Below are 26537 nucleotides of genomic sequence, written 5' to 3'. Positions count from 1 at the left end.
TAATTTTTGATTTCTTACTAAGCTTCTAGAATGGGGCAGCTTCCCGGCACTGACGGATCATAAGGAAAAAGGTAAAGGCACACTTTACGTCCTTTAAAATCTGTACATACCGCGCACCCTTTTGGCCCGCAGTCAAGATCAACAGCACAGGAGTCTCCTCCACCTCCAATAATAGCTCTCAAATTTTCTCTGTTTAATTTTTTTGAATTTTTCATAGTACTTTTGTTTTAAATTAAATTGAGTTTACTCTTTTTTATTCAATGCTACAGCATCGGTGCGTAGCAGGTTCCTCCCGGTTTCAGCCAGCATCCCCATTTTCCTCCACCGCGGAAACAAACAAACTGCTCTCCTCCGCAAGCTTCAATCTGGATATCAGTGAAACCACCTTTGATGTTTTTCTTATCTTCTCTTGATAATTTTTTAATTGTTTTCATATTCTAATAATAGTATTCAGTAATTAAAAAAACAGACTTTTTGTTATTGAAGATTAAAAAGGACCAAAGCATTCAAAACTTACCAACACTCTACCTTTACAACATTCCGGTAAAGCATGATAGTCAGCACACGATCTTGGTTCACCGGGTCCGTATGGTCCGGCAGGACAGTTTGCAGTACAAGGGCCTATTCCACCGTTGACTGATTTCAAATCCTTTCGATTGATTTTCTTTAAATTTTTCATAGTATTTTTTTTGATTAGTTTTCAGGATACATACACAGTGAACTTACAAATACACAGGATTTGCAACGTCCAGGTAACGCATTATATTCTTCACAGGAATGGGCAAATTCAGGCCCTGGACCATATCCTCCATCAGTAGGACATCCGTCACACCTAAAAGCGGCTCCGCTTATTTGTTTTAAAGTCGTTTTGGAAATTTTCTTTAGATTTTTCATGGATATTTTGCTATTAGTTAATATCATAAATGTAACATTTTTAATCAATTACACCAAATATATCTCCAAAAAAGGAAATATATTTTATTATGTTAAACTCTTGCCTGTTTCAAAATAATTTGTACATTTGTTCTGTTACAATGAATTTTTTAAGAAACATATCTGATATTTCTGCCCTGAAATCACTTATTTCAGGCATATCTTCTGTTTCTACATTTGGCACTACAACAATTACCCCATAACGGGGTAGATTTTCACATATTATTCCCGGTACCCGTACTCTTTTTTTTAAAGAGTAGTCACTTCGTTATATCCAACTTCAAATAAATAATTGATGAAAGTTTTAAAATTCGGCGGAACTTCAGTCGCCCACTCTCAGAATATCCTCCAGGTGGAAAAAATAATAAAAGAAGAATCTTTAAAAAATAAAATAGTTGTTATTGTATCCGCTCTTCATGGCGTTACCGACCAACTGATAAGAGCAGCAGAATATGCTTCCGTGAAGGATGAGAGCTATATCCGGACTGTTCAGGATCTTGAAGAAAAACATATTAGCCTGGTAAAAGATCTTTTCCCTATCACAGAACAAAGCTCATGGTTAAGCTTTGTAAAAAAACATTTTAACGATATTGAAGAGCTCTGCAATGGAATTGCAGTACTTGGTGAATTCACAGACAGAATTAAAGATAAAATTGCGTCTTACGGAGAATTTCTGTCCTCAAAAATAATTGCAGCAAGATTACAGCATGAAGGATTAGACTGTGTATGGATGAATTCCGCAGAACTGATCAGAACAGACAGTAATTTCACTCATGCAAAAGTAGATTTTAAATGTACAGATCAGAATATTGCCGGTTTTTTGAATGAAAACCCAAACCGCATCATTTTAGGTCCGGGTTTTATTTCCTGTGACGAAAAAAATAATGCCACAACATTAGGAAGAGGAGGTTCAGATTACACAGCTTCTATTATTGCCGCCGCTTCTCATGCAGAAGAACTCCAGATATGGACAGATGTAAGCGGGATGATGACTGCCGATCCACGCTTGGTTTCCAATGCCAAACCTATTTCAGAAATTTCTTATCATGAAGCTATGGAACTGTCTCATTTTGGAGCAAAAGTGCTTTATCCGCCTTCCATTCAGCCGGTGATGGTAAAAAATATAAACCTGGTTATTAAAAATACTTTTGATCCGGACGCACCGGGAACTTTAATTTCTCATCAACTGACATCTTCAGAAGAGGAAAAACAGATTGCAGTAGGAATTTCCAATATGAACAATATTGCCCTGCTTACACTGGAAGGTAGCGGAATGGTAGGAATTCCGGGTATTTCAGCGAAATTATTCCAATGCTTAAGTCATGAAAAAATTAACGTGGTTCTTATTACACAAGGATCTTCAGAACATTCCATCACCGTTGCGATTGAAGAAAAAGAAGCTCAACGCGCCGAATATGCAATCAACTCTTCTTTTGCGGATGATATTAATCTGAAAAGAGTGTATGCCGTAAAAATTGAAGCCGGACTTTCTATTCTTGCTTTGGTAGGAGAAAGCATGAAAAGCAGAAGCGGTGTAAGTGCAAAAATGTTCGGATGTCTCGGTAATAATGGCATTAATATAAGAGCCATTGCTCAGGGATCTTCAGAAAGAAATATCAGTATCGTTATTTCAGAAAAAGACAGTAAAAAAGCAGTCAATGTACTTCACGAAGAATTTTTTGAGTCCGAAATAAAGCAAATCCACCTTTACATCTGTGGAACAGGAAATGTAGGTTCAAAACTGATCCAGCAGATTTATAACCAAAATGATTATTTAAAAGAAAATTTTTTAATCAATCTAAGAATTGCCGGGATTTCCAACAGCCGTCATATGATGTTTTCAGACCAGGGAATTTCACAGGAAAATTACCTAAGCTGGAATCAGCAGGGCGAAAAAGCTTCTGCCAGAGAATTTGCTGATGAAATTATCCGCAGAAACCTCAGAAATTCTGTTTTCGTGGATGTAACAGCAAGCCCTGATGTTCCTGAAGTGTATGAAAGTTTATTAAAAAGAAGTGTAGACATTGTTGCCTGTAATAAGATTGCGGCTTCTTCGGATTTCAAAAAATATAAAACTTTAAAAAATACCGCCAGAAACCACAACTGCAGTTTTTATTTTGAAACCAATGTAGGAGCAGGACTTCCGGTAATAGGAACTATCAACGACCTCATCAAAAGCGGAGACCAGATTCAATCCATTAAAGCTGTACTAAGTGGCACCTTGAATTTTGTGTTTAATGAGTATGACGGAAGCAGAACTTTTTCTGAAGTGGTAGCCCAGGCTCAGAAAGAAGGATACACAGAGCCGGATCCCAGACTTGATCTATCCGGAACAGATGTAGCAAGAAAAGTTTTAATTCTCGCAAGAGAAGCGGGATATCCTCTTCAGTTTGAAGAAATTGAAAACATAGGTTTTCTGCCTGAAGAATGTATGCAGGGAAGCGTTGACAGCTTTTATGAAAAGCTTACAGTATATGAAGATCATTTTAAGAACTTATTAAATAAAGCTAAAAACGAGGGTAAAATATTAAAATATGTTGCAGAATTTGAGGATGGAAAAGCTAAAGTAGGTCTACAGCATATTGCTCCGGATAGTGATCTGTTTCACTTATACGGTAAAGACAATATTGTCATTTTTAAAACCCTCAGATATTCCGAGCAGCCATTGGTTGTAAAAGGTGCTGGTGCCGGTGCTGATGTAACAGCAAGTGGAGTTTTTGCAGATATTATCCGTTCTATTTAAAAAACAATTATGAAAAAAGTAAAACTAAAAGTCCCGGCCACTGTTGCCAATCTGGTTTGTGGATTTGATATTTTGGGAATGGCAGTTCATGCCCCTTATGATGAAATGGAATTAAGATTGTTGGAAACTCCCGAAATTATTATAAAACATACAGACTCTTTCGGGCTTCCTGAAGAACCTTCAAGCAATGTTGCGGGGATTGTTCTCTTAAAAATTCAGGAATATTTTAATCTTAAAAACGGCTTTGAGGTCATTATCCATAAACATATAAAACCGGGAAGCGGGCTCGGCTCCAGTGCGGCAAGTGCCGCCGGAGCCGCCTTAGGGGCCAATCTTTTATTAGGAAACAAACTGTCCAAGGAGGAAGTGGTTCATTTTGCCATGTTTGGAGAAGAACTGGCTTCAGGAGTACGCCATGCAGACAATATCGCACCATGTATCTATGGTGGAATTACGCTGGTGAAGTCTACCAACCCGATTGATATCATCCCTTTGAACAGCCCGGATTTATTTGTAACCGCTGTACATCCACAGGTGGAAGTAAAAACTTCAGATGCCAGACAGATTTTAAAGAAAAATATCAGTTTGAAAAGCGCTGTAGAACAATGGGGAAATATAGCCGGACTGGTAGCAGGAATTCAGAAAAATGATTTTTCATTGATTGGAAGAAGCCTCAATGATGTCATCATAGAACCTGTCCGAAGTATTCTGATTCCGAAGTTTGATGAAATCAAAGAAAAAAGTTTGCAACTAGGAGCCTTGGGAGGAGGAATATCCGGTTCAGGACCATCAATTTTCATGTTGTCTGAACAAAAAGAAACAGCAGATAAAATTGCTCAGATGATGGAATCAGTATACAATGAAATTGAAATAGAAAGTTTTGTCTATGTTTCAAAAATAAATCCAGCAGGTGTTCAAATCGTAGAAGAATCTTAATCATAAAAACAGAAATGAAATATTATAATTTAAAAGACCATTCGGAAAAAATTGATTTCAGAGAGGCAACAATAAAAGGTCAGGGAAAAGAAAAAGGGTTATTTTTCCCTGAAAGTATTCCACATTTTGACGAAGAATTCATTCAAAATATACATCAATATTCCAATGAAGAAATTGCATACAGATGTATGAAAGATTTTGTGGGTGATGAAATTCCTTCAGAAATTCTAAAAGAAATTGTGGCAGAAACGGTGAGTTTTGAAATACCTCTGGTGAAGATCAGTGAGCAGATTTCCATTTTGGAATTGTTTCATGGCCCTACCCTGGCCTTTAAAGATATTGGGGCCAGATTTATGAGCCGCTGTCTGTCTTATTTTTTGAAAGATCAGGAAAAAAAGGTTACTGTTCTTGTTGCCACTTCCGGAGATACCGGAGGAGCTGTTGCCCATGGGTTTTATAAAATCCCGCAGATTAATGTGGTCATTCTTTATCCTAAAAACAGAGTCAGTCCGGTTCAGGAAAAACAGCTGACCGCGTTAGGCGAAAATATTTCAGCGCTGGAAGTTAATGGTAGTTTTGATGATTGTCAGAATCTTGTTAAACAGGCTTTTTCAGATAAAGAAATCAACAATCAGTTATTTTTGACGTCTGCCAATTCTATCAACGTAGCAAGATGGCTTCCTCAGCAGATTTATTATTTAATAGCTTTGAAACAATGGGTTCTGCAGCATAAGGAATATCCTGTAATCTGTGTGCCAAGTGGTAATTTCGGAAATATCTGTGCAGGATTGCTGGCTCATTTCAGGGGATTGCCTGCCAGTCATTTTATTGCCGCCTGTAATGCCAATGATGTAATTCCTGATTATTTTATAACCCAGAACTACCAGCCACAAAAAGCAATTGCTACCCTATCGAATGCTATGGATGTGGGAAATCCAAGTAATTTTGTACGGATTCTGGAGCTTTTCGGGCATCAGTTTGAAACACTACAAAATAAAATCTCAGCTTATTCCATTGATGATGACCAAACCATGAGCACCATCACGGAAGTCTATAAGAAATACGGGTACATTCTGGAGCCTCACAGCGCTGTAGCTTTTGCTTCAATGGAAAAATATCTGCAGGAAAACCCTTACCAGAAAGGATTTATTCTGGGTACTGCTCATCCGGTAAAATTTCCTGATGCTGTGGAAAAAGCTATTCATACTCAGATTGAAATTCCTGAATCCTTGAAGGACCTGATGAAAAAGGAGAAAAAAACTGTAGAAATAAATTCAGATTTTGAAGAATTAAGACGATTTTTGCTTCATAAAATCTGAAGCAATGAGCAAAATATATCTTGAAGATGTACGAATATATGCGTACCATGGTGTACTTCCTGAAGAAAATATCATTGGAACGTATTATATTCTGAACATAGAACTTCATACCGATCTCTGGAAAGCTGCAGAATCTGATGATTTGCATGATACTATAAGTTATGCCGATATCAATGAAATCCTTCATAGTGAAATGAAAATAAAATCCAGATTACTGGAACATGTCGCCGGAAGAATGATTACAAAAATTCACAACAGCTTTCCACAGATCGATTATATTAAATTAAAAATTACCAAAACAGCTCCCCCGATGCAGGGCGAAATGAAAGGAGCAAGTATTGAGTTGGAAAAGAGTTTTAAACCGGAAAATTAAAATTCTTATTTTCGTTTATAAAAAAAACATTCAAATTGAAATTCGTTAAAATATTATTTTTAGTAGCAGGGGTTAGTGTTTTTGGTCAGACTGGTGTAGATAATCAGCTGGCGGCTTATAACTTCCCAAAGATAAAGTCCAGTATTACCATGCCTGTGACAATTCCCCTTTCTGAGCTGAGCAATATGATCAATGCTTCCGTGAAAGATCTTGTTTATCAGGATGACTCCTATACTGATAATAACAATGATCAGTTCAAGGTAAAAGTTTGGAAAACCAGACCTATCCGCCTTGTAGGAGGAACCAGCCAGAATTTACTGATTGAAGTTCCTTTAAAAATATGGGCTGAAAAAGGAATTGGTACATTGGGAGTTTATACCTACCAGAATACTACTTTCGAAACGGTAATGTCTTTCAATACAACCGTTACATTTAAAAATAACTGGACTATTACGACGAGTACCCGGCCGAACGGTTTCAGATGGGTAAGTAAACCTGTGCTTGATTATGGAAGAATCCAGATTCCCATTACTTCTATTGTTGAAAAAAGTTTAAAAGAGCAACAGGAAAAATTCTGTAAAACCATTGATCAGCAGATGGCTACACAGCTGAATTTCCAGCAGTATGCCTTGATGGCCTGGAATACCTTTCTACAGCCCTTCAATATTTCTGAGGAATATAATACATGGCTGAAAGTAAGTCCTGTGGGCGTTAATATTACTCCTTTAAAATTTTATGGAAATCAGATCAACGCTACACTTGGGGTTGATATCTTTTCCGAAACATTTACAGGGAATAAACCTGCCGCATCTTCTCCTGTGACCAGTGTTGCCAATTTTAATACAACCCCTACAGTTGCTGATAAGTTTATTTTGCAGACTACAGCCAATATTCCTTTTACTGAGGCAAGCAGTATGGCGAGAAAAACTTTCCTGAATAAGGAGTTTGACATACGCGACTCTAAAGTAAAAGTAACAGACATCAGAGTGTATGGTGTTGATGACAGAGTAGTTATTGAGGCTCAAACTGACGGCTATATAAAAGGGACTTCTATTATTTCAGGAATTCCCGTGTATGATGAGACAAAAAGAAAAATTGTTTTGTCAGAAACGAAATTCAAACTGAAAACCACCAATATTCTGCAGAAAACGGCCTCTCTTCTGTTTCAGGGAAAAATCGTAAAAATGATTGAAGAAGAATATGGCATCCCCACTCAGGAACTGGAAGAAACCTCGAGAAAAAGTATTGAAGAAGCATTCAACAAAGAATATTATAAAGGATTAAAAATGAACGGAAAAGTTTTCAATCTTAAACCCAGCAAAATTCTGCTCAGCAATACAGGAATTACGGCCGTTATTGATACGAATGCTTCATTAAAGCTTATTGTCAACGGGTTCTAAAATTTTAAACAAAAAAAACTAAACCAAAAACTAATTACCGACCATGAGAAAATATTTAGTCATTGTAGACCGAAACAGAGCTGAAAAGCTGACCAGATTTGCTAATTTTTTTATTGACAGACTTGTAATCTCAGCTTTTTTTCTTGCTTTGGGCTTTATTGCTTCCTTGCTGTACAACCTTGCCAATATTGACTTTCTGATTAAGATTGTTTATAAAATGTCAGAAATGAATAGATTCCTTGATATACTGATAACCTCTCTTATCTACTTTATATACACTTTTCTGATAGAGTATTTTACCAAAGGAAGGTCGGTCGGCAAGTATATTACAGGAACTAAAGTCATTTGTACAGATGGCACTGAGCCTACTTTCAATGACTATCTTATCAGAAATATTTCGAGAATTGTTCCTTTTGATACGCTTTCCTTTTTCGGTGAAAATGGCTGGCATGATAAATGGAGTGAAACAAGGGTAATTAACATCAAAAATTATCAGGCTGAAATTCAAGCGAAAAGCGAAATTGAGGATCTTGGAAAGAAAGAAATTGCTTAAAAACTTTTGTTCATAAAGAAATTTTACTATATTTGCACACCTCAAAAATGGTAAAAATGGTACTTTGGCCGAGCGGCTAGGCAGTGGTCTGCAACACCATCTACAGCGGTTCGAATCCGCTAGGTACCTCAGAAAAAACCTCTAAGTTATTTAGAGGTTTTTTTGTTTTTATATTTGTTGTTGTTTTATTATTACTTTCTTTATCATCAATATTACGTATGAAAAAATCAATATCCTTTTTTATTATTTCATTCGCACTTGCCCTTTTGAATGGATATTTTTTTAATTACATTAATGATACCTATTTTCATTTTGATATCAACCACAATAAGCACAATAATATTTCAAAGGATGAATTAAACTTCATTGCCATATTTATCGCTCCTTTTCTGGAAACATTTTTATTTCAGTATCTCCCATACTTAATTTTAAGCCAATGGATGAAGATCAGCAATAAAGTACTTTGTATAATTATTATGAGTATCATTTTTGCATCCATGCATTATTATAATGGGCTATATATTGTCATGACATTTTTTGGAGGCATTATTTTAAACAATCTCTATATTTATTACAACAAGCACGCCCATGCCTACAGTTTTATGCTGACAGTATTCTTTCACGGGTTATTCAACCTGTACGGCTTTTTATTTATAATGTAATATAATTTTCCTCTTTTAATGATACAAAAAAAGCCCTTCAGATCACAGAAGAGCTTGATAAATAATGTAAAAAGTAATGATGGATAGAAAATTATCTCCTTCAAAAATAGAGGATTAATCCAACAAACTTTTATGAGTAGCGTCATATTGGGGCAAAAAAAAATCCTCGGAAATTCCGAGGATAAAAACTAATAACCATGAAAACTCAAATTAAACATGAGTTACATTTCTATATTGAAAAATCGTGCCAAGAATAATGATTTTGAGAAAAAAAGTCATTTTCTTACTGTAGCACCATTTTAACCAATTCAATATTTAAAACAGATTATACTGATACCTTAAAAACCTCCTCATAATTACCTTTAATAGTTTCAGATAAATCTAATTGTCCGGCAAAAGTATTAAAAAAAAAATAATTTACATTTTAATAAAATAAAATTTACATTCAGGACATAAAAAAAATTTAACATAGCTCATCTGCCATAAAAAAGTATTTCAAATAACAAATTGGCACACTTTACCCGTTATGACATAAAAATAAAATTTCATCAAGATCAACATAAAAATATCACTTCAATTCTTTTATATAAAAAGCCCCCAGAAATGGAGGCCTCAAAAAACACAAATGATGAAAAAAAATTTTATATCAGAGATAAAAATTATTTTATCTATTAATTCTAAGCCAAAGATATACCAGTCTTTTTTTTTATTTTATGAGTATAATCATAAAATTATTATTTCTTTTAAATACTGAATTTCCCGATCATCAACTTTATTTCTCAAAAAAAGACAATAATCAAAATCTATAGAATCATATTTCTTATAACTGTGAAACATTTTACACTTAAAAAAACATAATACACTACCTAGTGTGCAAAATATAAGAAAAAAATACCAGATATATGATGATCGAGGTTATGTTTTCCACATATATAATTTTATAATTTTACATTATTAATTCAAGAAACTGTGGCAAATTTTTCTATACTTATAGCAAACTATAATAATGGAAAGTATTTCAAGGAGTGCTATCATTCATTAATCAATCAAACCTACAAAAACTGGGAGGTAATTATTATTGATGATGCCTCTACAGACGATTCGGTAGAGATCATAAAGTCTCTGATTAAAAATGATTCCCGTTTTAAGCTTTATCATAATGCCATTAATAAAGGTTGTGGATTTACCAAAGCTAAATGCATGAACTATGCTCAGGGAGATTTATGTGCATATCTTGATCCTGATGATGCACTTCATCCGGAAGCACTGGAAAAAGTAACATTGGAATTTAAGAACAGAGAAGATCTTGCTGCCGTATATTCTCAAATGATACTGTGCAATGAAAACCTTGTTCCGGAAAAAATTTATACAGGCACTAAACAAATTTATAACAACCGCTATTTCTTCAACTATCCTATTCAGTTTGCCCATTTCTTCACCTTTAAAAGAAAGATTTATTTAAGAACTGCAGGCATTAATGTAAATCTGAAAAACGCAGTAGATCAGGATCTTTATCTGAAAATACTGGAGCAGGGGCAAGTGAAATACCTCAAAGATCCTTTGTACCTCTACAGACTGCATTCCAATGGAATTTCTCAGGACAAAGCAAAACAAAGTGCAAAGGAATCATTTGCAAGAGTAATTCATGACACGATGAAAAGACGGGGAATAAAAACCATTAATCACAAAGTTGTTCCTGAAGTTTTTACCGGTTCAAATGAAATTTTTGATCTTTTGAATTACCAGACCCGCAGAATGCACCGTCTCATCAGTAAAATAAAAGTTACTTTAGATAATATATAAGTAAAAAGGCTGCTCAAATTGAGCAGCCTTTTGTTATAAATATGGAATGAAAAATGTTTGTAATAAAAGTATCCGTTTTTGAACAATGAGTATATGCGCAAAATCATAAAGCATCAAAAAGAAACGGCCTCCTGACGGAGGCCTAAAAAACACAAATGATGAAAAAAATCTATTTAGAAAAATCCAAACAGAATATTGTAGAATCATTCAGCATGACCAATATAGTCTACATTTTCCAAGCAGAAAATATAACACAGTATAGGAACAGAAGAATGAATACTTTCTATAAGAATCAAACCGCACCTGAAGACAAATCAAATATAATTTACATTACAAAATACTTTATAGTTTATATTTAATATAAAAATCAAATGTAATGACTGAAAATATCTTCATCTCTGGAATGGGTAAATTTAGCTAAATATTTGTTTGCTCACAAGGCTTATTCTTCCCAAATGATTGGAATATACACTGTGATATATCCATCAGCATCTACCTGTGCGTCAGAAACTGTAGCAACTACGGTTCCATAGCCAACCCATCCACCTTGCCCCTGCATTGCCGAAAAAGTATAAGTTCCCGCAGGAAGCCCATCATAATATTGTGGAACAGATTGAAATCCTCCACTATAATAAGTATCATATACTTCCCCGGTCGTCATATTTTCTGCAAGGAAACTTCCTACATCATAATTTCCTGACAGAATTTTTGTTCCGTTTTTAGAAAGAAGGCCATACCGGATCTTATAAGTCTGGGTTTTTAGTGCTTTATCAGCTATTTCTGAACTACCTTTATGGGGTTCTGTTATTTCCCTGGAGGAAAACGATGTTGAAACAGCCAGCAATCCAATAAATGCTGATACTGTAAAAATTGATTTTTTCATATAACAAGTAATTTGGTATTCAAAAATACTCAACTTATATGAATTTAATAAAAACTATCAGTGAAATAAAATTTACAAATACTTTTAAAAACAAAAAAGAAGATTGGAAGCATAATAATATTTACTTTATTTTTTTATTTTATCCTAAAAAGCATAGAACTTAAAATAATCAACCTTTATTTTTCAACCTTTGAAATCTACCATCAACAGTACAAAACTGATCATTATATAAAATTAACTCTCTTTTTAATTATCAATTTTAACACTTATTAACTAAAATTTGGCTTCATAATTGAAAATAGAATTAAAATCAAAGTCATTTTGGCTTGATCGTATTAAAATTTGAATTATGAGAAAGATAGTATTAGCAGGTTTTTTATCCGTCTTTTTAATGACGGCCTGCAAGAAAGATGACAGTGTTGCAGAAAAGTCACTGGAAGCACAGAAACTTGAATTTCAGGCCAGACAACTTGAAATAGAAAAACAAAAACTGGCTATTGAAAAGGAAAAAATGGTATATGAAGCGCAGAAAAAAGCAGATAGTGTATCAGAAAGCAAAAAAGCGAGGGCTGCTGCTGAAAATAATTCAAAACCACAGGTGGTCAGAGAAACCCGAACAATATATAGAGACAGAAACTCCAATTCTGGATCAGGAAGCAGCAACGGAAGTTATGCTAATAACGGAAGTGGTACTTCACAGGGAACTACTCAGAAAAAAGGATGGAGTAAAGCTGCCAAAGGAACTGTTATTGGTACGGTAGGTGGAGCTGCTGCCGGAGCACTTATTGCTAAGAAAAACCGAGGATTAGGAGCTGTAATTGGTGGTGTTGTAGGTGGTGCAACCGGATATACCATTGGTAGATCACAAGATAGAAAAGACGGAAGGGTACAACCCCGTTAATAAATATTTTTAATGATAAAATATAAAGATTGCTTACTTTTAAGCAATCTTTTTTTATGGTGTTGATTCTGTTTTCTTCCATTTTCATTATTCCTGTCCTGATGGGCTGGGGAAAGATCATGGAAAATATATGGGGAATTTTATTCCAGGGAATCTCCGGGAAAATTTTATCAGGAATCCTTGGAATAAGCCTGATATGGACCATTCTTTCTTTTTTCATTCCCTTAAATATCAAGGTGGAAGTGCCTTCAGTACTATTGGGTCTATCTTTTTTCTTTAAAAATAAACTTTATCAGGAATTCCATCACTTTTCAAAAAAGGATTGTCTAGTTTTGAGCGTAAGTTCTGTGACCGCTATATTTGCCGGCTCTTTCTACCCTTATATATTGGATCATTTCGGATATTATGTTCCCACTTTGAAATGGCTCACAGAATATGGACTGATAAAGGGAATCTCGAATGTTGACCTCACCTTGGGACAAATGTCTGTGTGGCATATTTTTCAGGCGGGATTTTCCAATTTTTCTGATCCGTTTTTAAGAATTAATACCCTATTGCTTATAATTTACAGTATCTATAGTATTGAAAGGAAAAACTGGGTTCATCTTTGTTTTCTACCGATATTACTGCTGTTTTCGCAATCTCCAAGCCCTGATCTTCCTGTAATTATTTTTTCATTAATCATTTTAAATGAAATTACAGCCGGAAACAGTAATACCACGCTCCTTTTTGCCTTTTCTGTTTTTGTTTTTACTATAAAACCTACGATGCTATGGTTGCCTGTTTTCGTTTTCTTAAACTTTGTTTTAATTTGTAAAAGTACCTTTAAACAATTTCTTTTTGGGGGTTCAATTTTATTTTTATTCTTCATTAAGAATATCTGGACATTCGGATATCCGGTATTTCCTATAGCAACAGGTGATGTAGGAGTACCCTGGAAGCCTGATTCGGAGATTTTAAAAATTTCTTCACAATTTGCCATCATGAAAACCTATGATATGCAGTACACGTTTGAGGAAATACAAAAATTCTCAACTGTTGATTATATCAGAAACTGGTTTTCTTTGGATGGAATAAAATCCAAAATCAATATTCTCTTTGTTTTAAGCTTAGTTATTTTCTCCGTATTTGCCTGGATTAAAAAGAGAAAACTCATCACCCTGCTTTGTATTTCTTTGTTGATAAAAAGTATATTAGTTCTGGCTTTTTCAGCCCAATACAGATTTTTTACAGATGTATTCTTCGTGATATTCTTTGTTCTGTTTTATGAATATTTTGATCGGAAGAAATCCATTATTACTTTTTCTGCGCTCAGTTTATTATGTATTTCAATCTTATCGTTTCCTGAATTGATCCAGAGATCTATTCCCAGTTTCAGGGTGGGAAGTTTTATGACCGGATTTGAAAAAGAACAGATTTACAAGCCTGCAACCTATGAATATCAGCAGTTTGACACCTATAAGGTAGGAAATTTTAAATTTAATGTTTCTCACCATTATCCTTATAGTTTTGACACCCCACTTCCGGCAATTACTCCGGCTTATCTTTCTGATGATGTGAAAGCGGGGATTTTCCCACAACTTTTAGACAAAAAGGATATCAAAAAAGGATTTATCTCAAAAAAAATGACTTCAGCGGAAAAAGAGGAAGCCCAAAAGGTTATCAATAATATCAAAAACACTGATAAATAGAACAAATCCAGAAACTTTATTATCTGAAGAAAAAAAGGTAATTTTGTATCATGTTCAATACATTAGGTAATCTTCTTAGTCTTACAACATTTGGAGAAAGTCACGGAGTGGCTTATGGCGGTATCATCAATAATTTTCCGGCAGGTTTAGCGGTAGATCTCAATCAGGTTCAGTACGAACTAAACCGAAGAAAACCCGGCCAGTCATCAATCGTTACACAAAGAAAAGAAAGTGACACGGTAAAGTTTCTTTCCGGAATCTTTGATGGAAAAACAACTGGTACACCCATCGGTTTTATCATCGAAAACGAAAATCAGAAATCGAAAGATTATGATCATATTGCCGGGGCTTATCGTCCTAGTCATGCAGATTTCACGTATGACCAGAAATTTGGTTTCAGAGATCACCGTGGTGGTGGAAAATCTTCTGCAAGAGAAACCATGAACTGGGTAGTTGCGGGGGCACTTGCCAAGCAGCTTTTACCGAACATTGAGATCAATGCTTACGTATCTTCCGTAGGTGATATTTTCTGTGAAAAACCTTATCAGGCTTTAGATTTCTCCCAAACAGAAAGCAATGACGTTCGTTGTCCGGATGCTGAAACGGCAGAAAAGATGATTGCAAGAATCAAAGAGATCAAAAAAGAAGGGAATACTATTGGAGGAACAATTACATGTGTGATTAAGAATGTTCCTGTAGGAATTGGTGAACCTATCTTTTCAAAACTTCAGGCTGAACTGGCAAAAGCAATGCTGAATATCAATGCATGCAAAGGTTTTGAATATGGAAGCGGTTTCTGCGGTGCTAAAATGACCGGAAAAGAGCACAATGACGCCTTCAATACAGATTTCACTACAAAATCTAACCTTTCAGGAGGTATCCAGGGGGGAATTTCAAACGGAATGGATATCTATTTCCGTGTGGCTTTCAAACCTGTAGCTACTATTCTGAGACCTCAGGATAGTATTGATAAAGATGGAAATCCTGTTATTGTAGAAGGAAAAGGACGCCACGATCCTTGTGTAGTTCCAAGAGCTGTTCCTGTAGTGGAAAGTCTTGCTGCATTTGTACTGGCAGACCTGTTTTTGATCAACAAAACAAGAAACATCAATAATTTTTAACATAAATATTTTTAGTAATGAAAAATTACTGGGATAAAGGAATTTCGTTTGAAGAATACCTTCAGATTGCAAAAGAAAGATTAGAGAATCCTGCTAACCAACAGGAAGCTGACTATAAACAATATTATGAGCTTGGTCTTCAGAGAATGGACCGAACGGTAAAAAAATACGTCCCGGATGAAGAGCAGCTGAAAGAACTTGCTGCCAAGAACTTTGACGGAAAGATTCTGATTATTTCTGAAGCATGGTGTGGAGATGCAAGTGCAACAGTACCTGCTCTTTTCAGATTTTTTGAAGGACATAATGAAGTAAGGGTATTCCTGAGAGACAGTGATAAAAGCTTAATCAATCAGTTTCTGACCAATGGCACGGAATCTATCCCGAAAGTCATTATCCTAGACAAGGACCTGAATGTAAAAAATTCGTGGGGACCGCGTCCCAAATATGGATATGAACTTCTTATGAAATATAAAGCCGATCCTGAAGCCTATCCAAAAGATTCTTTCTATAATGACCTGCAGATATACTATGCTAAAAACAGAGGGAAAGATGCTGTTCAGGAAATTTTGGATCTTCTATAAAAAAGAGATATGAAAAAAAATATCATTTATCTTGTAATTATTGTCATTATCGCTGGTGTTGCTTTTATGCCAGGGGTAAGAAACTTTCTAAAAGACACCTTCTTTCCGGTAGCAACTATAGAAAATGCAGTTCATATCAGTGAAGAGGATTATGATATAGAGCTTAAAGGGATTAATGCACCAAGCACTAATCTTAAAAACTTTAAGGACAAAGGTGTTTTCCTGAATTTCTGGGGGACATGGTGCCCACCTTGCAGAAAAGAATGGCCTTCTATCCAGAAACTGTATGATACCAGAAAAGATCATGTAGATTTTGTATTGATTGCCATGAATGATAAGGAAGAGGATGTAAGAAAGTTTTTGAAAGATAATAATTATACCGTTCCGGTGTATATTGCTCAAAGTCCGATTTCTGAGAAAATTCTTCCAAAGGTATTCCCTACCACTTTCCTGCTGGATAAACACGGAAGAATCCTTATTAAAGAGGATGCCACAAAAGACTGGAACACAGAGACTGTGCACCAGTTCATTGACAATATTATCAAATAATATTTTAACTAAATTTTATAATTTGTTGGTACAGGATTTGCGAATTTTATAGCATTGAAAAATTTATTAATCCAAACACAAAATGAAATATTCAAAATTAAATCTTGCAAAAGAAGCCATCAATCATAAGGGCTTTATCAAAAAGATCCCTGATATTTTCAGAATGGTCAAAATGTGGAGAAAAGGAATTTATCCTATGAAATCCATAGACATTATTCTTCCTTTACTGGGAATTTTATATGTACTCTCCCCTATTGACCTCCTTCCTGAATTTGTGATACCGGTTCTTGGAGTCATGGATGATCTGGCAGTATTGTCACTTACCATTCCTAAGCTCATCAAAGAGGTTGACAAGTTTTTATTATGGGAAGCCCAGCAAAAATACAGTGGTGCCCAAGTCATTGATGCTGAAATCGTAAAATAATAGTTTATTATATTTTTCACACCATCCCGGTCAATCCGGGATGGTTTTTTATTGACAAATGAGTGATAAATTTTTAAGCCTTATTTCAATTCCTTAAATTTGCAGTATCTAATAAAAAATAATGGAAAGTAAAAAAGAATTCTTCTTAGAGTGCTACAAACTAGGAATCATTAAATTCGGAAGGTTTACCTTGAAAAGTGGTATTGAAAGTCCTTTTTATGTAGACCTGAGACCTTTGGCTTCAGATCCTAAAATTTTAAAAAATCTTGCTAATTATTTACTGGAAATGCTTCCATTAGATAATTTTGATTTAATCTGTGGAGTTCCTTATGCTGCGCTTCCTATGGCTACTGCAATGTCTCTGGAAAGCTATATTCCATTAATTATTAAAAGAAAAGAAGCGAAAAGCTACGGTACGAAGAAGCTGATTGAAGGAATTTACCAGAAAGGACAAAACTGTCTTTTGGTAGAAGACGTGATCACTTCAGGAAAATCTTTGCTGGAAACCATTCCTGAAATAGAACAGGAAGATCTTAAAGTTTCTGACATTGTGGTGGTACTTGACAGAGAACAGGGAGGAAAGCAACTATTGGAAGGTAAAGGATACAGAGTTCACACGCTTTTCAATATTTCAGAAGTATGCAATATTCTTCAGGAAACAGGTGAATTGTCTGATGAAGAAGTAAAAAGAATCCAGGACTTCCTTCAGGGGAATCACATTCAGTTTGAAGAAGAAGTAAGAACTTCTTACGAGCAGAAACTTCAGTCAACACAGCATTCCGTTTCAAAAAAATTACTGGAAACAGCTTTAGCAAAAAAATCAAACCTTATTGCTTCTGCTGATGTTACTACAACTCAGGAGCTATTGGAACTTGCTGAAAAAGTAGGTCCGCATATTATTGCTTTAAAAACGCATATCGATATCATTTCTGATTTTGAATACGAAAAAACAATTACTCCTTTAAAAGCGATTGCTGCAAAACACCAGTTCTTACTGATGGAAGACAGAAAATTTGCTGATATCGGAAACACTCAGGAACTTCAGTTCACAAGCGGAGTTTTCAAAATTACCGATTGGGCAGATTTCGTAACGTCTCAGGTAATCGGAGGTTTTGAATCATTAGACTGTTTCAAAAATGTAGGAGTGGTAGCCATTGTTGGAATGTCTTCCAAAGGAGCGCTGACAACCGCGAGCTATCGTGAAGAAGCTTTAAAAGTAGCTTTATCTCATCCGAATGTCATTGGTGGCGTATCTCAGAATAAAATTCCTGAAGACCTTTTATTATTCACGCCGGGAGTAAACCTTGCAGATTCCGGAGATGGTAAAGGACAGCAGTACAACACCCCTGAGCATGTTTTCAAAACTCTTCACACAGATTTTATTATCGTAGGAAGGGGTATTTACAAATCCAATGATCCGGAAGCATCAGCAATCACTTATAAAACAGAGGGATGGAATGCTTATATTAATTCTTTGGAAAAAAAAGCAATTCAAGGTTAAAATGCTATAAAGTATATACAAAATAAGTTATATTTGGGCTTTATCACGAATATTTGAAAAAGATCAGCATTTGCCTTATTTTGTTATGGGGAGTTGTACAGGTTTCTGCGCAGACAGACAGTATATATATTGAAACAAAACTGTCTCCTGACAAAAAGAACCTTGAGGTCCGCCAGGAAATTGTTTATTACAATCATTCCGGAAAAGACCTTCAAGCTGTAAAACTTCTGAATTGGGTTTCCGCGTACAATAAACGGGGGACTTCTTTAGTCTACAGAAAACTGGAAGACCGGAATAATGATTTGCATTTTGCCAAAAATGATCAACTGGGAAAACTTCTTGAACTGAATATTAAAAATTCTGAAAATGAAGTCCTTCCCGTCAATACGCTCTCGGATGAAAATCTTTTTATTCCTCTGAAGAACGCATTAAAACCAGGCGAAAGCGTCACTTTACACTTGCAATACAGGATGCAGCTTCCCGATAAAACTTTTACGGGATACGGAACATCCGCTCAGAATACTGTATTAAAATATTTCTTTATTGTTCCGGATCATTTTGATCCGGACAATATTTCCAGAAGAAACTATCATGATATTGAGGAACAGGTAAGTTTTAATACTTTCTGGACCGTCAACTTTGACATCCCTGTAAATAGTTTTGTTGAAGGTAATCTTCCACATGTTCAGATGAATTCATTTAAGGGATATCTGGACTCGGACCCTGAATTCCTGATTTCTACAACAGAATTCCAATCCATCAAAACCAATGTTGACGGAGATGAAATTGAAATCAAATTTGGATACAATCTGAAACCGGATGAAAAACAAAATCTGGAGTTTTATCTTCCTTTACAATTAAAATTCATTAAAGAGCGCATCGGATATCTTCCGAAAAGTATTTTTATTTCTGATAAGTTCAGAGCTAAAGAAGACTTTTTCGGGAATAATGATATTACTTTCTGGAAATTCAGATTCCGCCTGTTTACCGAGACTGAAAAAACGGATATGGATTATTTTGGGATCATTGCCAAGAAAATTCTTGACGAAGGCGTAATTGCTGATAAAGAAAAAGATCATTGGTTTAAAAATGGTTTAAAATCTTATCTGGAAATTCAGTACCTCAAAAAATTCTATGCTGATACAAAACTTTTAGGTACACTTCCCGAGACCAGAATCTTTGGACTTAAGCCCTTAAAGTTATTCCACGCCTCCAAAGTAAAACTTCTGGACCGCTATGGGCTTTCCTATCAGTATATCATGCTGCAGAACCTTGATCAGAAAATCGATGAACATTTCCCTGTTTTGAGTAATTTCAATGATATGGCTATCAGCAGCTTTGAAACCGGAAGTCTTTTCAATTATTCGGCAGACAAAATGGGATATGATCAATTTGATGCGATTTTAAAAAACTATATTTCTCAGAATTCCGGAAAAAAAATTAATCCTGATGAATTTCTGTCGTCCCTTGCTGAAAATAATAAATCAACAGCCTATCTCTCCAACTTTTTCAAACAGAAGAACAGGGTTGATTTTAAATTAAAAAATATTAGAAAGGATAACGATTCTCTGCAAATAAAAATTGTAAGAAATACAGACATCTCTATTCCTGTAAAACTGGAAACAGAAACCAGGGAAGGAGAAAAGAAAACGTACTGGATAGACACGGAGGAAAATGAACGTACCACCAGCCTGTCACTTCCTGCATCAGATAATATTTACAAAACCACCTTAAATAGCGGCTATATCTTCCCTGAATCCAATTACAGGGACAACTTCCTGTATGCGAAAGGACTGTTTTCCAATGCAAAAAAAATTAAGCTTAAATTAATAAAAGATATTCCTAACCCGGAATACAATGAAATTTACATCAGCCCAAGGGTACGATTCAATAATACGTATGATAAATTTCTTCTGGGAGCCAATTTTAAAAATCAGTCTTTCTTTGATCAGAAATTCCTGTATTCGGTAACTCCAACTTATAGTACCGGAACGGGAAAACTTACCGGTTCAGGAGCTGTCTCCTATTCTATCCTTCCCGCAGAAAGCATTATCCGAAGTTTAACATTTGGACTTTCAGGCTCTTATTTTCATTATGATTATGATCTGGCTTACAGAAAAACCTCAATTTCTTCTTCTATTAACTTCAGAAAGAACCCAAGAAGTACCGTTAGCAGAAGTCTTGGCGTTTCCTATAATTATTTTGAAAGAGATCTGAGTCCGCAAATGATCGCCAATAATGATTACAGCAAATATAATCTCTGGAGTATCGGCTATGGTTACAGCGACAGCCAGATGATTCATGAAAAAAGTTTCAGCCTGAGCGCCCAGGGAATGGAAGATTTCAATAAAATAACGGCTGAAGGCTTCTACAGATGGGAATTTGCACCTAAACAAAAGCTGAGCTTACGTTTATTTGCCGGATACTTCTTAAGAAACAATACCCGAAATAACCTTTTTGATTATGGAATTTCAAGGGTTTCCAACTATTCATTCTCTTATACTCTCTTGGGAGAAAGTGCCAGCAGTGGTCTTCTTTCCCAGCAGTTTATATTAGCTGACGGAGGTTTTAAATCTTTCCTGCCGGGAACAGTGAACCAATGGATCACTTCTGCCAATGTAGATTCCAGTGTATGGAAAATATTTCATGTGTACGCAGATGCCGGAGTGTATAAGAACAAAGATCACCCTGCCAAATTCATATGGGACACAGGAGTTAAAGTAAGAATCATTCCCGATTTTCTTGAAGTTTATTTCCCGATACAATCTTCTTTGGGATTTGAGCCTTCATTCAAGGATTATGGCAAGCGTATCAGATACACTTTGATTCTTAATCTCGGGTCAATTATTAATGCAGCGAGAAGAGGTTGGTATTAAGATTCTGAAAATAAAAAATAAGGACAGCCTGTTATCGGTTGTCCTTTTTTATTTAAAAACTAATCTTTTATAATTTTCTGCGAAATAGGGATATTGTTAATCGTTCCTGTTACAATATAAGTTCCTTTCGGAAGTTCTGCAATATCAAGAGCTGAAGCGAGTTTAGTAGGTGATTTTTTAACAACCTGTCTGAATGTATCGTAAACTTTCACGTCTTTCACCTCTGTTCCGAATACTATTTTACTGTCTTTTATAAATGGATTCTGTACAAAGCCGGACTTCACGCTACCTTCGAGAGAGAAGTCTTCCCTATTATCATTATTTCCTACTAAATTTCTTTTGATAGCCGTGCTTGTAGTGGGAGAAGGAGCTGGCCCATCTCCTTTAAATTGATCTGCATTGGATCCATATCCTACAAAATCCAGAACATTAGATGCAGATGGTCCAGTAACCTGTACGATGTTTCCTGCTAATGCAACTTTTCCTGATACGTTGGATATTTTTAACCCGGAAGATTTGTTGGGAGTTCCATCAAAATTTACGATGGTAGTTGCAATGAAATCCGGTGTTGGCAGATTTTCTACGCCTCCTTCAATCGCTGATTCCTGAATTAAATAGGTTTCTTCCGGCCCTAAAGTAAAATCAGGCAGCGTGTGATATTCTGTAAAAGCACCTATCGCCGGAGCATATTGAATACTTGCTCCCGTTAAAGAAACCAAGGTATTTCCGATATTTTTAAGGACGATATAATTATTTTTCAAGACAGATCCTGAATTGGCATCCCCACCATAGATTTCATTGATCACAATCTGGGCGTTTGAAAAAGAAACTAATACGGTAAGACCAACAAGAGTAAAGATTTTTTTCATCGTAATAATTTTAGAAATGGATTGTTTATAAAACATCAAAAACAATACCACCAAATTAAGAAAATATATAAGATAAAAATCTAAAAATCAGGAAATCATCACATAAAAAACCAGCTGGCTCAATTGAACCAGCTGGTTATATTTATTTAAAAGAGATTAATCTTTAAGTACTTTCTGAGAAACAGGCTTGTTGTTTACGGTACCTGTAATGATATAGTTTCCTTTTGCCAGTTCAGCAACGCTTACAGCTTCGTTTTGTTTTACAGAAGCTTCTTTTACAAGTTGTCCGAACGTATTGAAAACTTTCACATCTTTTACATCAGCTCCGAAAATGATCTCATTGTTTTTAACGAAAGAGTTCTTTACAAAGTTTCCTGATTTTACGTTTTTAGCATCAATAACAGCTAAAGTGGCACTGGACGAAGTCACCGTTAAAGAAATATCATCTATTCTCCAGTTGGCAGTTCCCAAAGATGGAGTTCCTGTACCAGGACTGTCGCTTCCATAGATTCTTAAAGTAACCGGAGCAGATTCGGCACCTATAAGATTAGCACCTGAAAAAGTAATACTATTCAATGTCCATGTACTGTTATTGTTAACATTTACAGTACCTATCGCCGTTGCATAGTTATCAATACTTGAATATACTGTGATCTTTCCAGGTCCTGTAGATGTTCCTCTTGATCCTAAATTTAAAGAATTTAAAGTTACTTTATTACCCGCAACCGGAGTAACAGTTACACTGAAAAATGTACTTGTTGCAGTGGAAAGAGCCTCTTTAAAAGCTGCAGCACCAAAATTACTGGATCCGCTTGCTCCTGTATATCCCGAAGACACAGATGTAGTAGTAATTAAATTAGTAGTACCATTATTATTTCCCTGAGTTGCTGCAAATGCTACGCTTGAAATATTAGCATTGGTACCGGAAATGGGATTTACAGAACTACCATCCCAAAGGTAAGTTGTTTGTGCAAAAGCAACCGCACTCATTACAACTGTTGCAAAAAGAGAATAAAGTTTTTTCATGATTTAATTTTTTTGTTAATAATTTTCTTTTCATAACAAAACTACATTCTAATTTTATTTTTGAGACAATAAAGAGGTTAAGTTTTTGTTAATTATAGTTGACCTCTTAATGTTAACATTTTTTAATTATTTTTACGAATTATTTTTAAAAGTTGCGGAATTTTATCATTCTTTTCGTTTTGTTCTTCTTAGGCATATTTTCAGGAAATGCTCAGGTATTTTCATGGAAAAATCCCAACGTGCCTGAAGACAGTATTAAAAGGGATAGTATTCTGGCAGCAAAGCTTGAACAGGACATCTTTGCGAAGGATACTCTGGATTTCATAAGAACGCACAATAAGATTATTATTGATGAAGCTGTATTGGCCAAAAATGACAAAAAAAGATTTTTAGGAGAGCTTAGTTCAAAAGGGTCTATTATCCGTGGAATTACTTTTGGTAATAATCAGGGGCAATCTGTACAAAGTTCTATGGATCTTCAGATTTCGGGACGATTATCGAAAGACGTTACGATTTTGGCGAGTATTTCAGATCACAACCTACCGATTCAGGCTGATGGTTATACTCAAACTTTAGAGGAGTTTGACAAAATCTATATGCAGCTTAATATTAAGGATAAATCTATCCTCAGAGCAGGACATCTTGACCTTGTAGAAGCTAAGAATTATTTTGCCAAATACCAGAGAAGAAGTATGGGACTTCAGTTCCAGACAGAATTCGGGAAGGAGAACAAGACATTTGTAGATATCTCTGCAGGTGTTGCACGAAGTGAATTCCACAGAATCCGTTTTCAGGGGGTAGAAGGTAACCAGGGACCTTATCGTCTGACTGGTAAAAACGGAGAACAATTTATCACACTAATCTCTGGTTCTGAACAGGTTTTTATTGATGGAATTTTAATGAAGCGTGGTGAAAACCAGGATTATATTATCAATTACAATACCGGTGAAGTTACTTTTACCAGTTTCCGCCCTATTTTCCAGCAAAATTTCATCACGATTTCTTATAACTACGCCAACAGGAATTATTCAAGATATCTGTTTACAGGAAAGCTTGAGCATCAGAGAGAAAAATTCAAGGTTGGATTCAACTGGTTTATGGAAAATGACAATAAGAATGCTCCGCTTTCTTTAAATCTATCTAAAGAAGATGAGCAAATTCTTGCAGAAGCCGGAAATAACCCTGACTTAATGTATGCTCCATCAGGGGTGATAACGGAATATGATGTCAATAAAATTTTATACAAATTAAGTCCGGCAGGAAATTTCTATGAATATTCTACGGATTCAAGTTTAACACTTTATCAGGTTTCTTTTACGTATTTCGGAGCTAATCAGGGAGACTATAAAATAGCACAGACCACCAACAACGGACGTGTTTTCGAATATGTAGGCCCCAATGGCGGAGATTACAGAGCGGTAAGAAAACTTCCTTCTCCTCAGAAATCCCAGGTATACTCTCTGAACTCTGAATATCTGCTGAACGAAGGAAAAATAGGTGCTGATATCTCGTTGAGTAACTATGATGTCAATTTATTTTCTTCAAAAGATTCTGATCAGAATATGGGGTATGCATGGCGTATTTTTGGAAATAAAAGCTTCACAAAGAACACATGGAGAGGAACTCCAAGCTTTGAATATCAATATATAGACAGACAATTCCATATCCTGGACCGTATCAATGATGTGGAATTCTCCAGAGATTTCAACCTTACCCAGGAATTCAATAAAAAGACCCAGAACAGATTTATCTTCAGCTTCCTGAATAAATGGAATAATAAGTCTACTTTGAATTACCGTGTCAATTATCTGAATGAACAAGATTCTTATAAAGGGATTAAAAATGACCTTGATTTTGGCTGGCTGACAGGAAAATTCTATACTAAAGGTAATCTGTCTTATCTGAGTACCAATGCTACCCTTCAGGATACAAAGTTCATCCGCGGTGGAGTTTCAACGGAATTTACCGGTAAAAAAGGAAGCTGGGCCATTGGTGGAAGCATGGAACATAACGAGAAGAAGTATAACGATACTCAGCTTATGGATGTAACAAGTTTCAGCTGGAAAGAAATCTTTTTGCAAAAGAAAATCGGTGACAGTACAAGAACCAAATTATTGGCAAAAGTATATATGAGAGATAATGATTCGGTGCGTGATAACAGACTTCAGAATATGAACAATATTCTGGGGATCATGGCGGAAAGTCAGATTATCAAGACCGAAAGAACCAGTTTAAATGCTCTGATTCACTACCGAAAATTCTTCTATGCAGGTGCAGAAGGTGAAGTAACCCGTAATAATGATTTTGTTGTCGGAAACATTTTATACAATCAACAGCTGTTCAGAAACGGTATGCGTCTTCAGGCTTTCTATGAATTGGGTAACGGACAGGAAGCACAGAGGGAATTTCAGTACATTAAAGTAACAGACGGACAGGGTGTTTATAAATGGACGGATTATAACGGAGACGGCATTCAGCAGCTGGACGAATTTGAAATCGCTGAGTATTCTGATCTTGCCCAATACATCCGTGTATATACTAATTCTGTACGATATATTCCTTCCAATAAAAATAAACTGCAGTTGGCCTTATTTGTGAATCCGGCTATTGTTTTCAATTCTGAGAATGGATTTTTAAAACGTTGGAATTTCAATATTTCATTAAACTCTCAAAACTCATTCTACAAAAAGGAAAAAGTGCTTGTGCTGAATCCTTTTGAAAAAAACAGTGATCAGATCCTTAAAAATCAGAACATTCTTGCCTCTGTACAGTTTAATCCAACCGACAAATCAGGCTGGAACGGAAATTACAGATTCATCACCAATGACAATCTCATTAATGCCAATTTCAGTAATGAAGAACGTGAACAGACTTCTCATTTCCTGAATATAGGATATTGGTTCAATAAAGAATTCAGAGTGGATTGGGAAAACTCGGTTCATGATATCCAAAACTCTTCACAATTATTTCAAACAAGAGATTACCGTCTAAATAATTTTGAAACCAAGCCTAAAGCAACGTATAAATTTACAGATGCCATTCAGGCTGAATTATCTTCTGCCTTCCGTCAGAAACAAAGACTGGATGGCGAAGAACTTCTCAAAGCTTTTGATATTACAGGAACTATCCAATGGGAGCGCAGAAAGACATCTATCCGTGGAAACTTCTCGTTCATCAATAACAATTTTACAGGAAATAACTTCAGTATCGTAGGAAACCAGATGCTGGATGGGCTTAAGCCTGGAAAAAACCAGGTGTGGAGTGTATTTATCCAACAGGCTATCAACTCGTTTATCCAGCTGAACCTTAATTATGAAGGAAGAAACTCCGGTGACCGGACCATTCACATCGGAAGTATGCAGGTAAAAGCAAGCTTCTAGTAATGACCGTTAC

At 35.6% G+C, this 26537-nt stretch carries 24 protein-coding genes and 1 tRNA gene; 18 read left to right on the top strand and 7 right to left on the bottom strand.

Annotation, left to right across the window (positions count from 1 at the left end; all coding sequences use genetic code 11):
- Positions 1–17: 17 nt before the first annotated feature.
- Genes J2786_RS11300 through J2786_RS11285 form a run of 4 tightly spaced genes read right to left on the bottom strand, consistent with a single transcriptional unit; the run spans position 18 to position 894 of the window.
- Entirely contained in the window at positions 18–215 is a 198-nt protein-coding gene (locus J2786_RS11300) for a bacteriocin-like protein (RefSeq protein ID WP_047434993.1), read from the bottom strand.
- 48 nt (positions 216–263) lie between these two features.
- Positions 264–434 carry a bacteriocin-like protein gene (locus tag J2786_RS11295; RefSeq protein ID WP_156121586.1) on the bottom strand — a complete coding sequence of 57 codons (171 nt, stop codon included), beginning with the start codon at positions 432–434 and terminating at the stop codon, positions 264–266.
- Positions 435–487: 53 nt separating this feature from the next.
- The gene (locus J2786_RS11290; protein WP_156121588.1) at positions 488–679 is read right to left on the bottom strand and encodes a bacteriocin-like protein; all 192 of its coding nucleotides are present in this window, start codon (positions 677–679) and stop codon (positions 488–490) included.
- A gap of 14 nt (positions 680–693) precedes the next feature.
- Complete coding sequence (locus tag J2786_RS11285; protein ID WP_310025221.1) at positions 694–894, bottom strand: bacteriocin-like protein; 201 nt, start codon at positions 892–894, stop codon at positions 694–696.
- Between the two features lie 334 nt (positions 895–1228).
- Here J2786_RS11285 and thrA point away from each other — a divergent pair, with 334 nt between their 5' ends.
- The 9 genes from thrA to J2786_RS11240 all read left to right on the top strand — a co-directional run bounded on the left by thrA (position 1229) and on the right by J2786_RS11240 (position 10722).
- The gene (gene thrA / locus J2786_RS11280; protein ID WP_047434995.1) at positions 1229–3676 is read left to right on the top strand and encodes a bifunctional aspartate kinase/homoserine dehydrogenase I; all 2448 of its coding nucleotides are present in this window, start codon (positions 1229–1231) and stop codon (positions 3674–3676) included.
- A gap of 9 nt (positions 3677–3685) precedes the next feature.
- The gene (locus tag J2786_RS11275; protein ID WP_047434997.1) at positions 3686–4612 is read left to right on the top strand and encodes a homoserine kinase; all 927 of its coding nucleotides are present in this window, start codon (positions 3686–3688) and stop codon (positions 4610–4612) included.
- 14 nt (positions 4613–4626) lie between these two features.
- Positions 4627–5931 carry a threonine synthase gene (gene thrC, locus J2786_RS11270; RefSeq protein ID WP_047435000.1) on the top strand — a complete coding sequence of 435 codons (1305 nt, stop codon included), beginning with the start codon at positions 4627–4629 and terminating at the stop codon, positions 5929–5931.
- Between the two features lie 4 nt (positions 5932–5935).
- A complete protein-coding gene (gene folB / locus J2786_RS11265; protein ID WP_047435002.1) occupies positions 5936–6304 on the top strand; it encodes a dihydroneopterin aldolase in 369 nt (122 codons plus the stop codon).
- A 35-nt stretch (positions 6305–6339) separates the two neighbouring features.
- Positions 6340–7704, top strand: coding sequence for a DUF4403 family protein (locus tag J2786_RS11260; protein WP_047435003.1), 1365 nt, complete (start codon positions 6340–6342; stop codon positions 7702–7704).
- Between the two features lie 43 nt (positions 7705–7747).
- Positions 7748–8257: an RDD family protein gene (locus tag J2786_RS11255; RefSeq protein WP_142017887.1), complete on the top strand. Its 510-nt coding sequence runs from the start codon at positions 7748–7750 to the stop codon at positions 8255–8257.
- 58 nt (positions 8258–8315) lie between these two features.
- Positions 8316–8386 (top strand) — tRNA-Cys (locus J2786_RS11250).
- Between the two features lie 89 nt (positions 8387–8475).
- Positions 8476–8919, top strand: a complete 444-nt coding sequence (locus J2786_RS11245; RefSeq protein WP_047435006.1) for a CPBP family intramembrane glutamic endopeptidase — start codon at positions 8476–8478, stop codon at positions 8917–8919.
- 969 nt (positions 8920–9888) lie between these two features.
- Positions 9889–10722 (top strand): glycosyltransferase family 2 protein, encoded by an 834-nt coding sequence (locus J2786_RS11240; protein ID WP_047435009.1) that lies wholly within the window; start codon positions 9889–9891, stop codon positions 10720–10722.
- Positions 10723–11164: 442 nt separating this feature from the next.
- Here the strand turns inward: J2786_RS11240 and J2786_RS11235 are convergent, their stop codons facing one another.
- On the bottom strand, positions 11165–11605 hold the full coding sequence (locus J2786_RS11235; protein WP_310025213.1) for a hypothetical protein: 441 nt from the start codon (positions 11603–11605) through the stop codon (positions 11165–11167).
- Positions 11606–11954: 349 nt separating this feature from the next.
- On the opposite strand from J2786_RS11235, the gene J2786_RS11230 reads away from it, so the two are divergent.
- The 8 genes from J2786_RS11230 (at position 11955) to J2786_RS11195 (ending at position 21249) form a co-directional block, all read left to right on the top strand.
- Positions 11955–12506 (top strand): glycine zipper domain-containing protein, encoded by a 552-nt coding sequence (locus J2786_RS11230; protein WP_047435017.1) that lies wholly within the window; start codon positions 11955–11957, stop codon positions 12504–12506.
- Between the two features lie 29 nt (positions 12507–12535).
- Positions 12536–14197, top strand: a complete 1662-nt coding sequence (locus J2786_RS11225; protein ID WP_310025209.1) for an LIC_10190 family membrane protein — start codon at positions 12536–12538, stop codon at positions 14195–14197.
- 50 nt (positions 14198–14247) lie between these two features.
- The gene (aroC, locus tag J2786_RS11220; protein WP_047435022.1) at positions 14248–15318 is read left to right on the top strand and encodes a chorismate synthase; all 1071 of its coding nucleotides are present in this window, start codon (positions 14248–14250) and stop codon (positions 15316–15318) included.
- 17 nt (positions 15319–15335) lie between these two features.
- Positions 15336–15899, top strand: a complete 564-nt coding sequence (locus J2786_RS11215; RefSeq protein WP_047435023.1) for a thioredoxin family protein — start codon at positions 15336–15338, stop codon at positions 15897–15899.
- Positions 15900–15908: 9 nt separating this feature from the next.
- A complete protein-coding gene (locus tag J2786_RS11210) occupies positions 15909–16448 on the top strand; it encodes a TlpA family protein disulfide reductase (protein ID WP_047435026.1) in 540 nt (179 codons plus the stop codon).
- An 82-nt stretch (positions 16449–16530) separates the two neighbouring features.
- Positions 16531–16872 carry a YkvA family protein gene (locus J2786_RS11205; protein WP_034694904.1) on the top strand — a complete coding sequence of 114 codons (342 nt, stop codon included), beginning with the start codon at positions 16531–16533 and terminating at the stop codon, positions 16870–16872.
- Between the two features lie 121 nt (positions 16873–16993).
- Positions 16994–18373, top strand: a complete 1380-nt coding sequence (gene pyrF, locus J2786_RS11200) for an orotidine-5'-phosphate decarboxylase (RefSeq protein WP_047435029.1) — start codon at positions 16994–16996, stop codon at positions 18371–18373.
- A 53-nt stretch (positions 18374–18426) separates the two neighbouring features.
- Positions 18427–21249: an aminopeptidase gene (locus tag J2786_RS11195; RefSeq protein WP_310025204.1), complete on the top strand. Its 2823-nt coding sequence runs from the start codon at positions 18427–18429 to the stop codon at positions 21247–21249.
- A gap of 59 nt (positions 21250–21308) precedes the next feature.
- Here the strand turns inward: J2786_RS11195 and J2786_RS11190 are convergent, their stop codons facing one another.
- Together J2786_RS11190 and J2786_RS11185 are read right to left on the bottom strand one after the other, a co-directional pair.
- A complete protein-coding gene (locus tag J2786_RS11190) occupies positions 21309–22118 on the bottom strand; it encodes a T9SS type A sorting domain-containing protein (RefSeq protein WP_047435899.1) in 810 nt (269 codons plus the stop codon).
- Between the two features lie 156 nt (positions 22119–22274).
- Entirely contained in the window at positions 22275–23144 is an 870-nt protein-coding gene (locus J2786_RS11185) for a T9SS type A sorting domain-containing protein (protein WP_052187133.1), read from the bottom strand.
- A 152-nt stretch (positions 23145–23296) separates the two neighbouring features.
- Here J2786_RS11185 and J2786_RS11180 point away from each other — a divergent pair, with 152 nt between their 5' ends.
- Positions 23297–26524 (top strand): DUF8818 domain-containing protein, encoded by a 3228-nt coding sequence (locus J2786_RS11180; RefSeq protein ID WP_082002032.1) that lies wholly within the window; start codon positions 23297–23299, stop codon positions 26522–26524.
- The last annotated feature ends 13 nt before the right edge of the window (positions 26525–26537 follow it).

Source organism: Chryseobacterium vietnamense, assembly GCF_031454475.1.
In the GTDB taxonomy this organism is placed as follows: Bacteria; Bacteroidota; Bacteroidia; order Flavobacteriales; family Weeksellaceae; genus Chryseobacterium; species Chryseobacterium vietnamense.
The sequence above is the reverse complement of the archived record's forward strand: the minus strand, read 5'-3'. Positions and strand labels throughout refer to the sequence as shown.

What these genes read in the sequence shown, in the direction of transcription:
- J2786_RS11215 (WP_047435023.1), top strand. Translation starts at nt 15,336, where the DNA reads ATGAAAAATTACTGGGATAAAGGAATTTCGTTTGAAGAATACCTTCAG.
- thrC (WP_047435000.1), top strand. Translation starts at nt 4,627, where the DNA reads ATGAAATATTATAATTTAAAAGACCATTCGGAAAAAATTGATTTCAGA.
- J2786_RS11300 (WP_047434993.1), bottom strand. Translation starts at nt 215, where the DNA reads ATGAAAAATTCAAAAAAATTAAACAGAGAAAATTTGAGAGCTATTATT.
- J2786_RS11205 (WP_034694904.1), top strand. Translation starts at nt 16,531, where the DNA reads ATGAAATATTCAAAATTAAATCTTGCAAAAGAAGCCATCAATCATAAG.
- J2786_RS11290 (WP_156121588.1), bottom strand. Translation starts at nt 679, where the DNA reads ATGAAAAATTTAAAGAAAATCAATCGAAAGGATTTGAAATCAGTCAAC.
- aroC (WP_047435022.1), top strand. Translation starts at nt 14,248, where the DNA reads ATGTTCAATACATTAGGTAATCTTCTTAGTCTTACAACATTTGGAGAA.
- J2786_RS11185 (WP_052187133.1), bottom strand. Translation starts at nt 23,144, where the DNA reads ATGAAAAAACTTTATTCTCTTTTTGCAACAGTTGTAATGAGTGCGGTT.
- J2786_RS11285 (WP_310025221.1), bottom strand. Translation starts at nt 894, where the DNA reads ATGAAAAATCTAAAGAAAATTTCCAAAACGACTTTAAAACAAATAAGC.
- thrA (WP_047434995.1), top strand. Translation starts at nt 1,229, where the DNA reads ATGAAAGTTTTAAAATTCGGCGGAACTTCAGTCGCCCACTCTCAGAAT.
- J2786_RS11275 (WP_047434997.1), top strand. Translation starts at nt 3,686, where the DNA reads ATGAAAAAAGTAAAACTAAAAGTCCCGGCCACTGTTGCCAATCTGGTT.
- pyrF (WP_047435029.1), top strand. Translation starts at nt 16,994, where the DNA reads ATGGAAAGTAAAAAAGAATTCTTCTTAGAGTGCTACAAACTAGGAATC.
- folB (WP_047435002.1), top strand. Translation starts at nt 5,936, where the DNA reads ATGAGCAAAATATATCTTGAAGATGTACGAATATATGCGTACCATGGT.
- J2786_RS11295 (WP_156121586.1), bottom strand. Translation starts at nt 434, where the DNA reads ATGAAAACAATTAAAAAATTATCAAGAGAAGATAAGAAAAACATCAAA.
- J2786_RS11235 (WP_310025213.1), bottom strand. Translation starts at nt 11,605, where the DNA reads ATGAAAAAATCAATTTTTACAGTATCAGCATTTATTGGATTGCTGGCT.
- J2786_RS11245 (WP_047435006.1), top strand. Translation starts at nt 8,476, where the DNA reads ATGAAAAAATCAATATCCTTTTTTATTATTTCATTCGCACTTGCCCTT.
- J2786_RS11190 (WP_047435899.1), bottom strand. Translation starts at nt 22,118, where the DNA reads ATGAAAAAAATCTTTACTCTTGTTGGTCTTACCGTATTAGTTTCTTTT.
- J2786_RS11230 (WP_047435017.1), top strand. Translation starts at nt 11,955, where the DNA reads ATGAGAAAGATAGTATTAGCAGGTTTTTTATCCGTCTTTTTAATGACG.
- J2786_RS11255 (WP_142017887.1), top strand. Translation starts at nt 7,748, where the DNA reads ATGAGAAAATATTTAGTCATTGTAGACCGAAACAGAGCTGAAAAGCTG.
- J2786_RS11210 (WP_047435026.1), top strand. Translation starts at nt 15,909, where the DNA reads ATGAAAAAAAATATCATTTATCTTGTAATTATTGTCATTATCGCTGGT.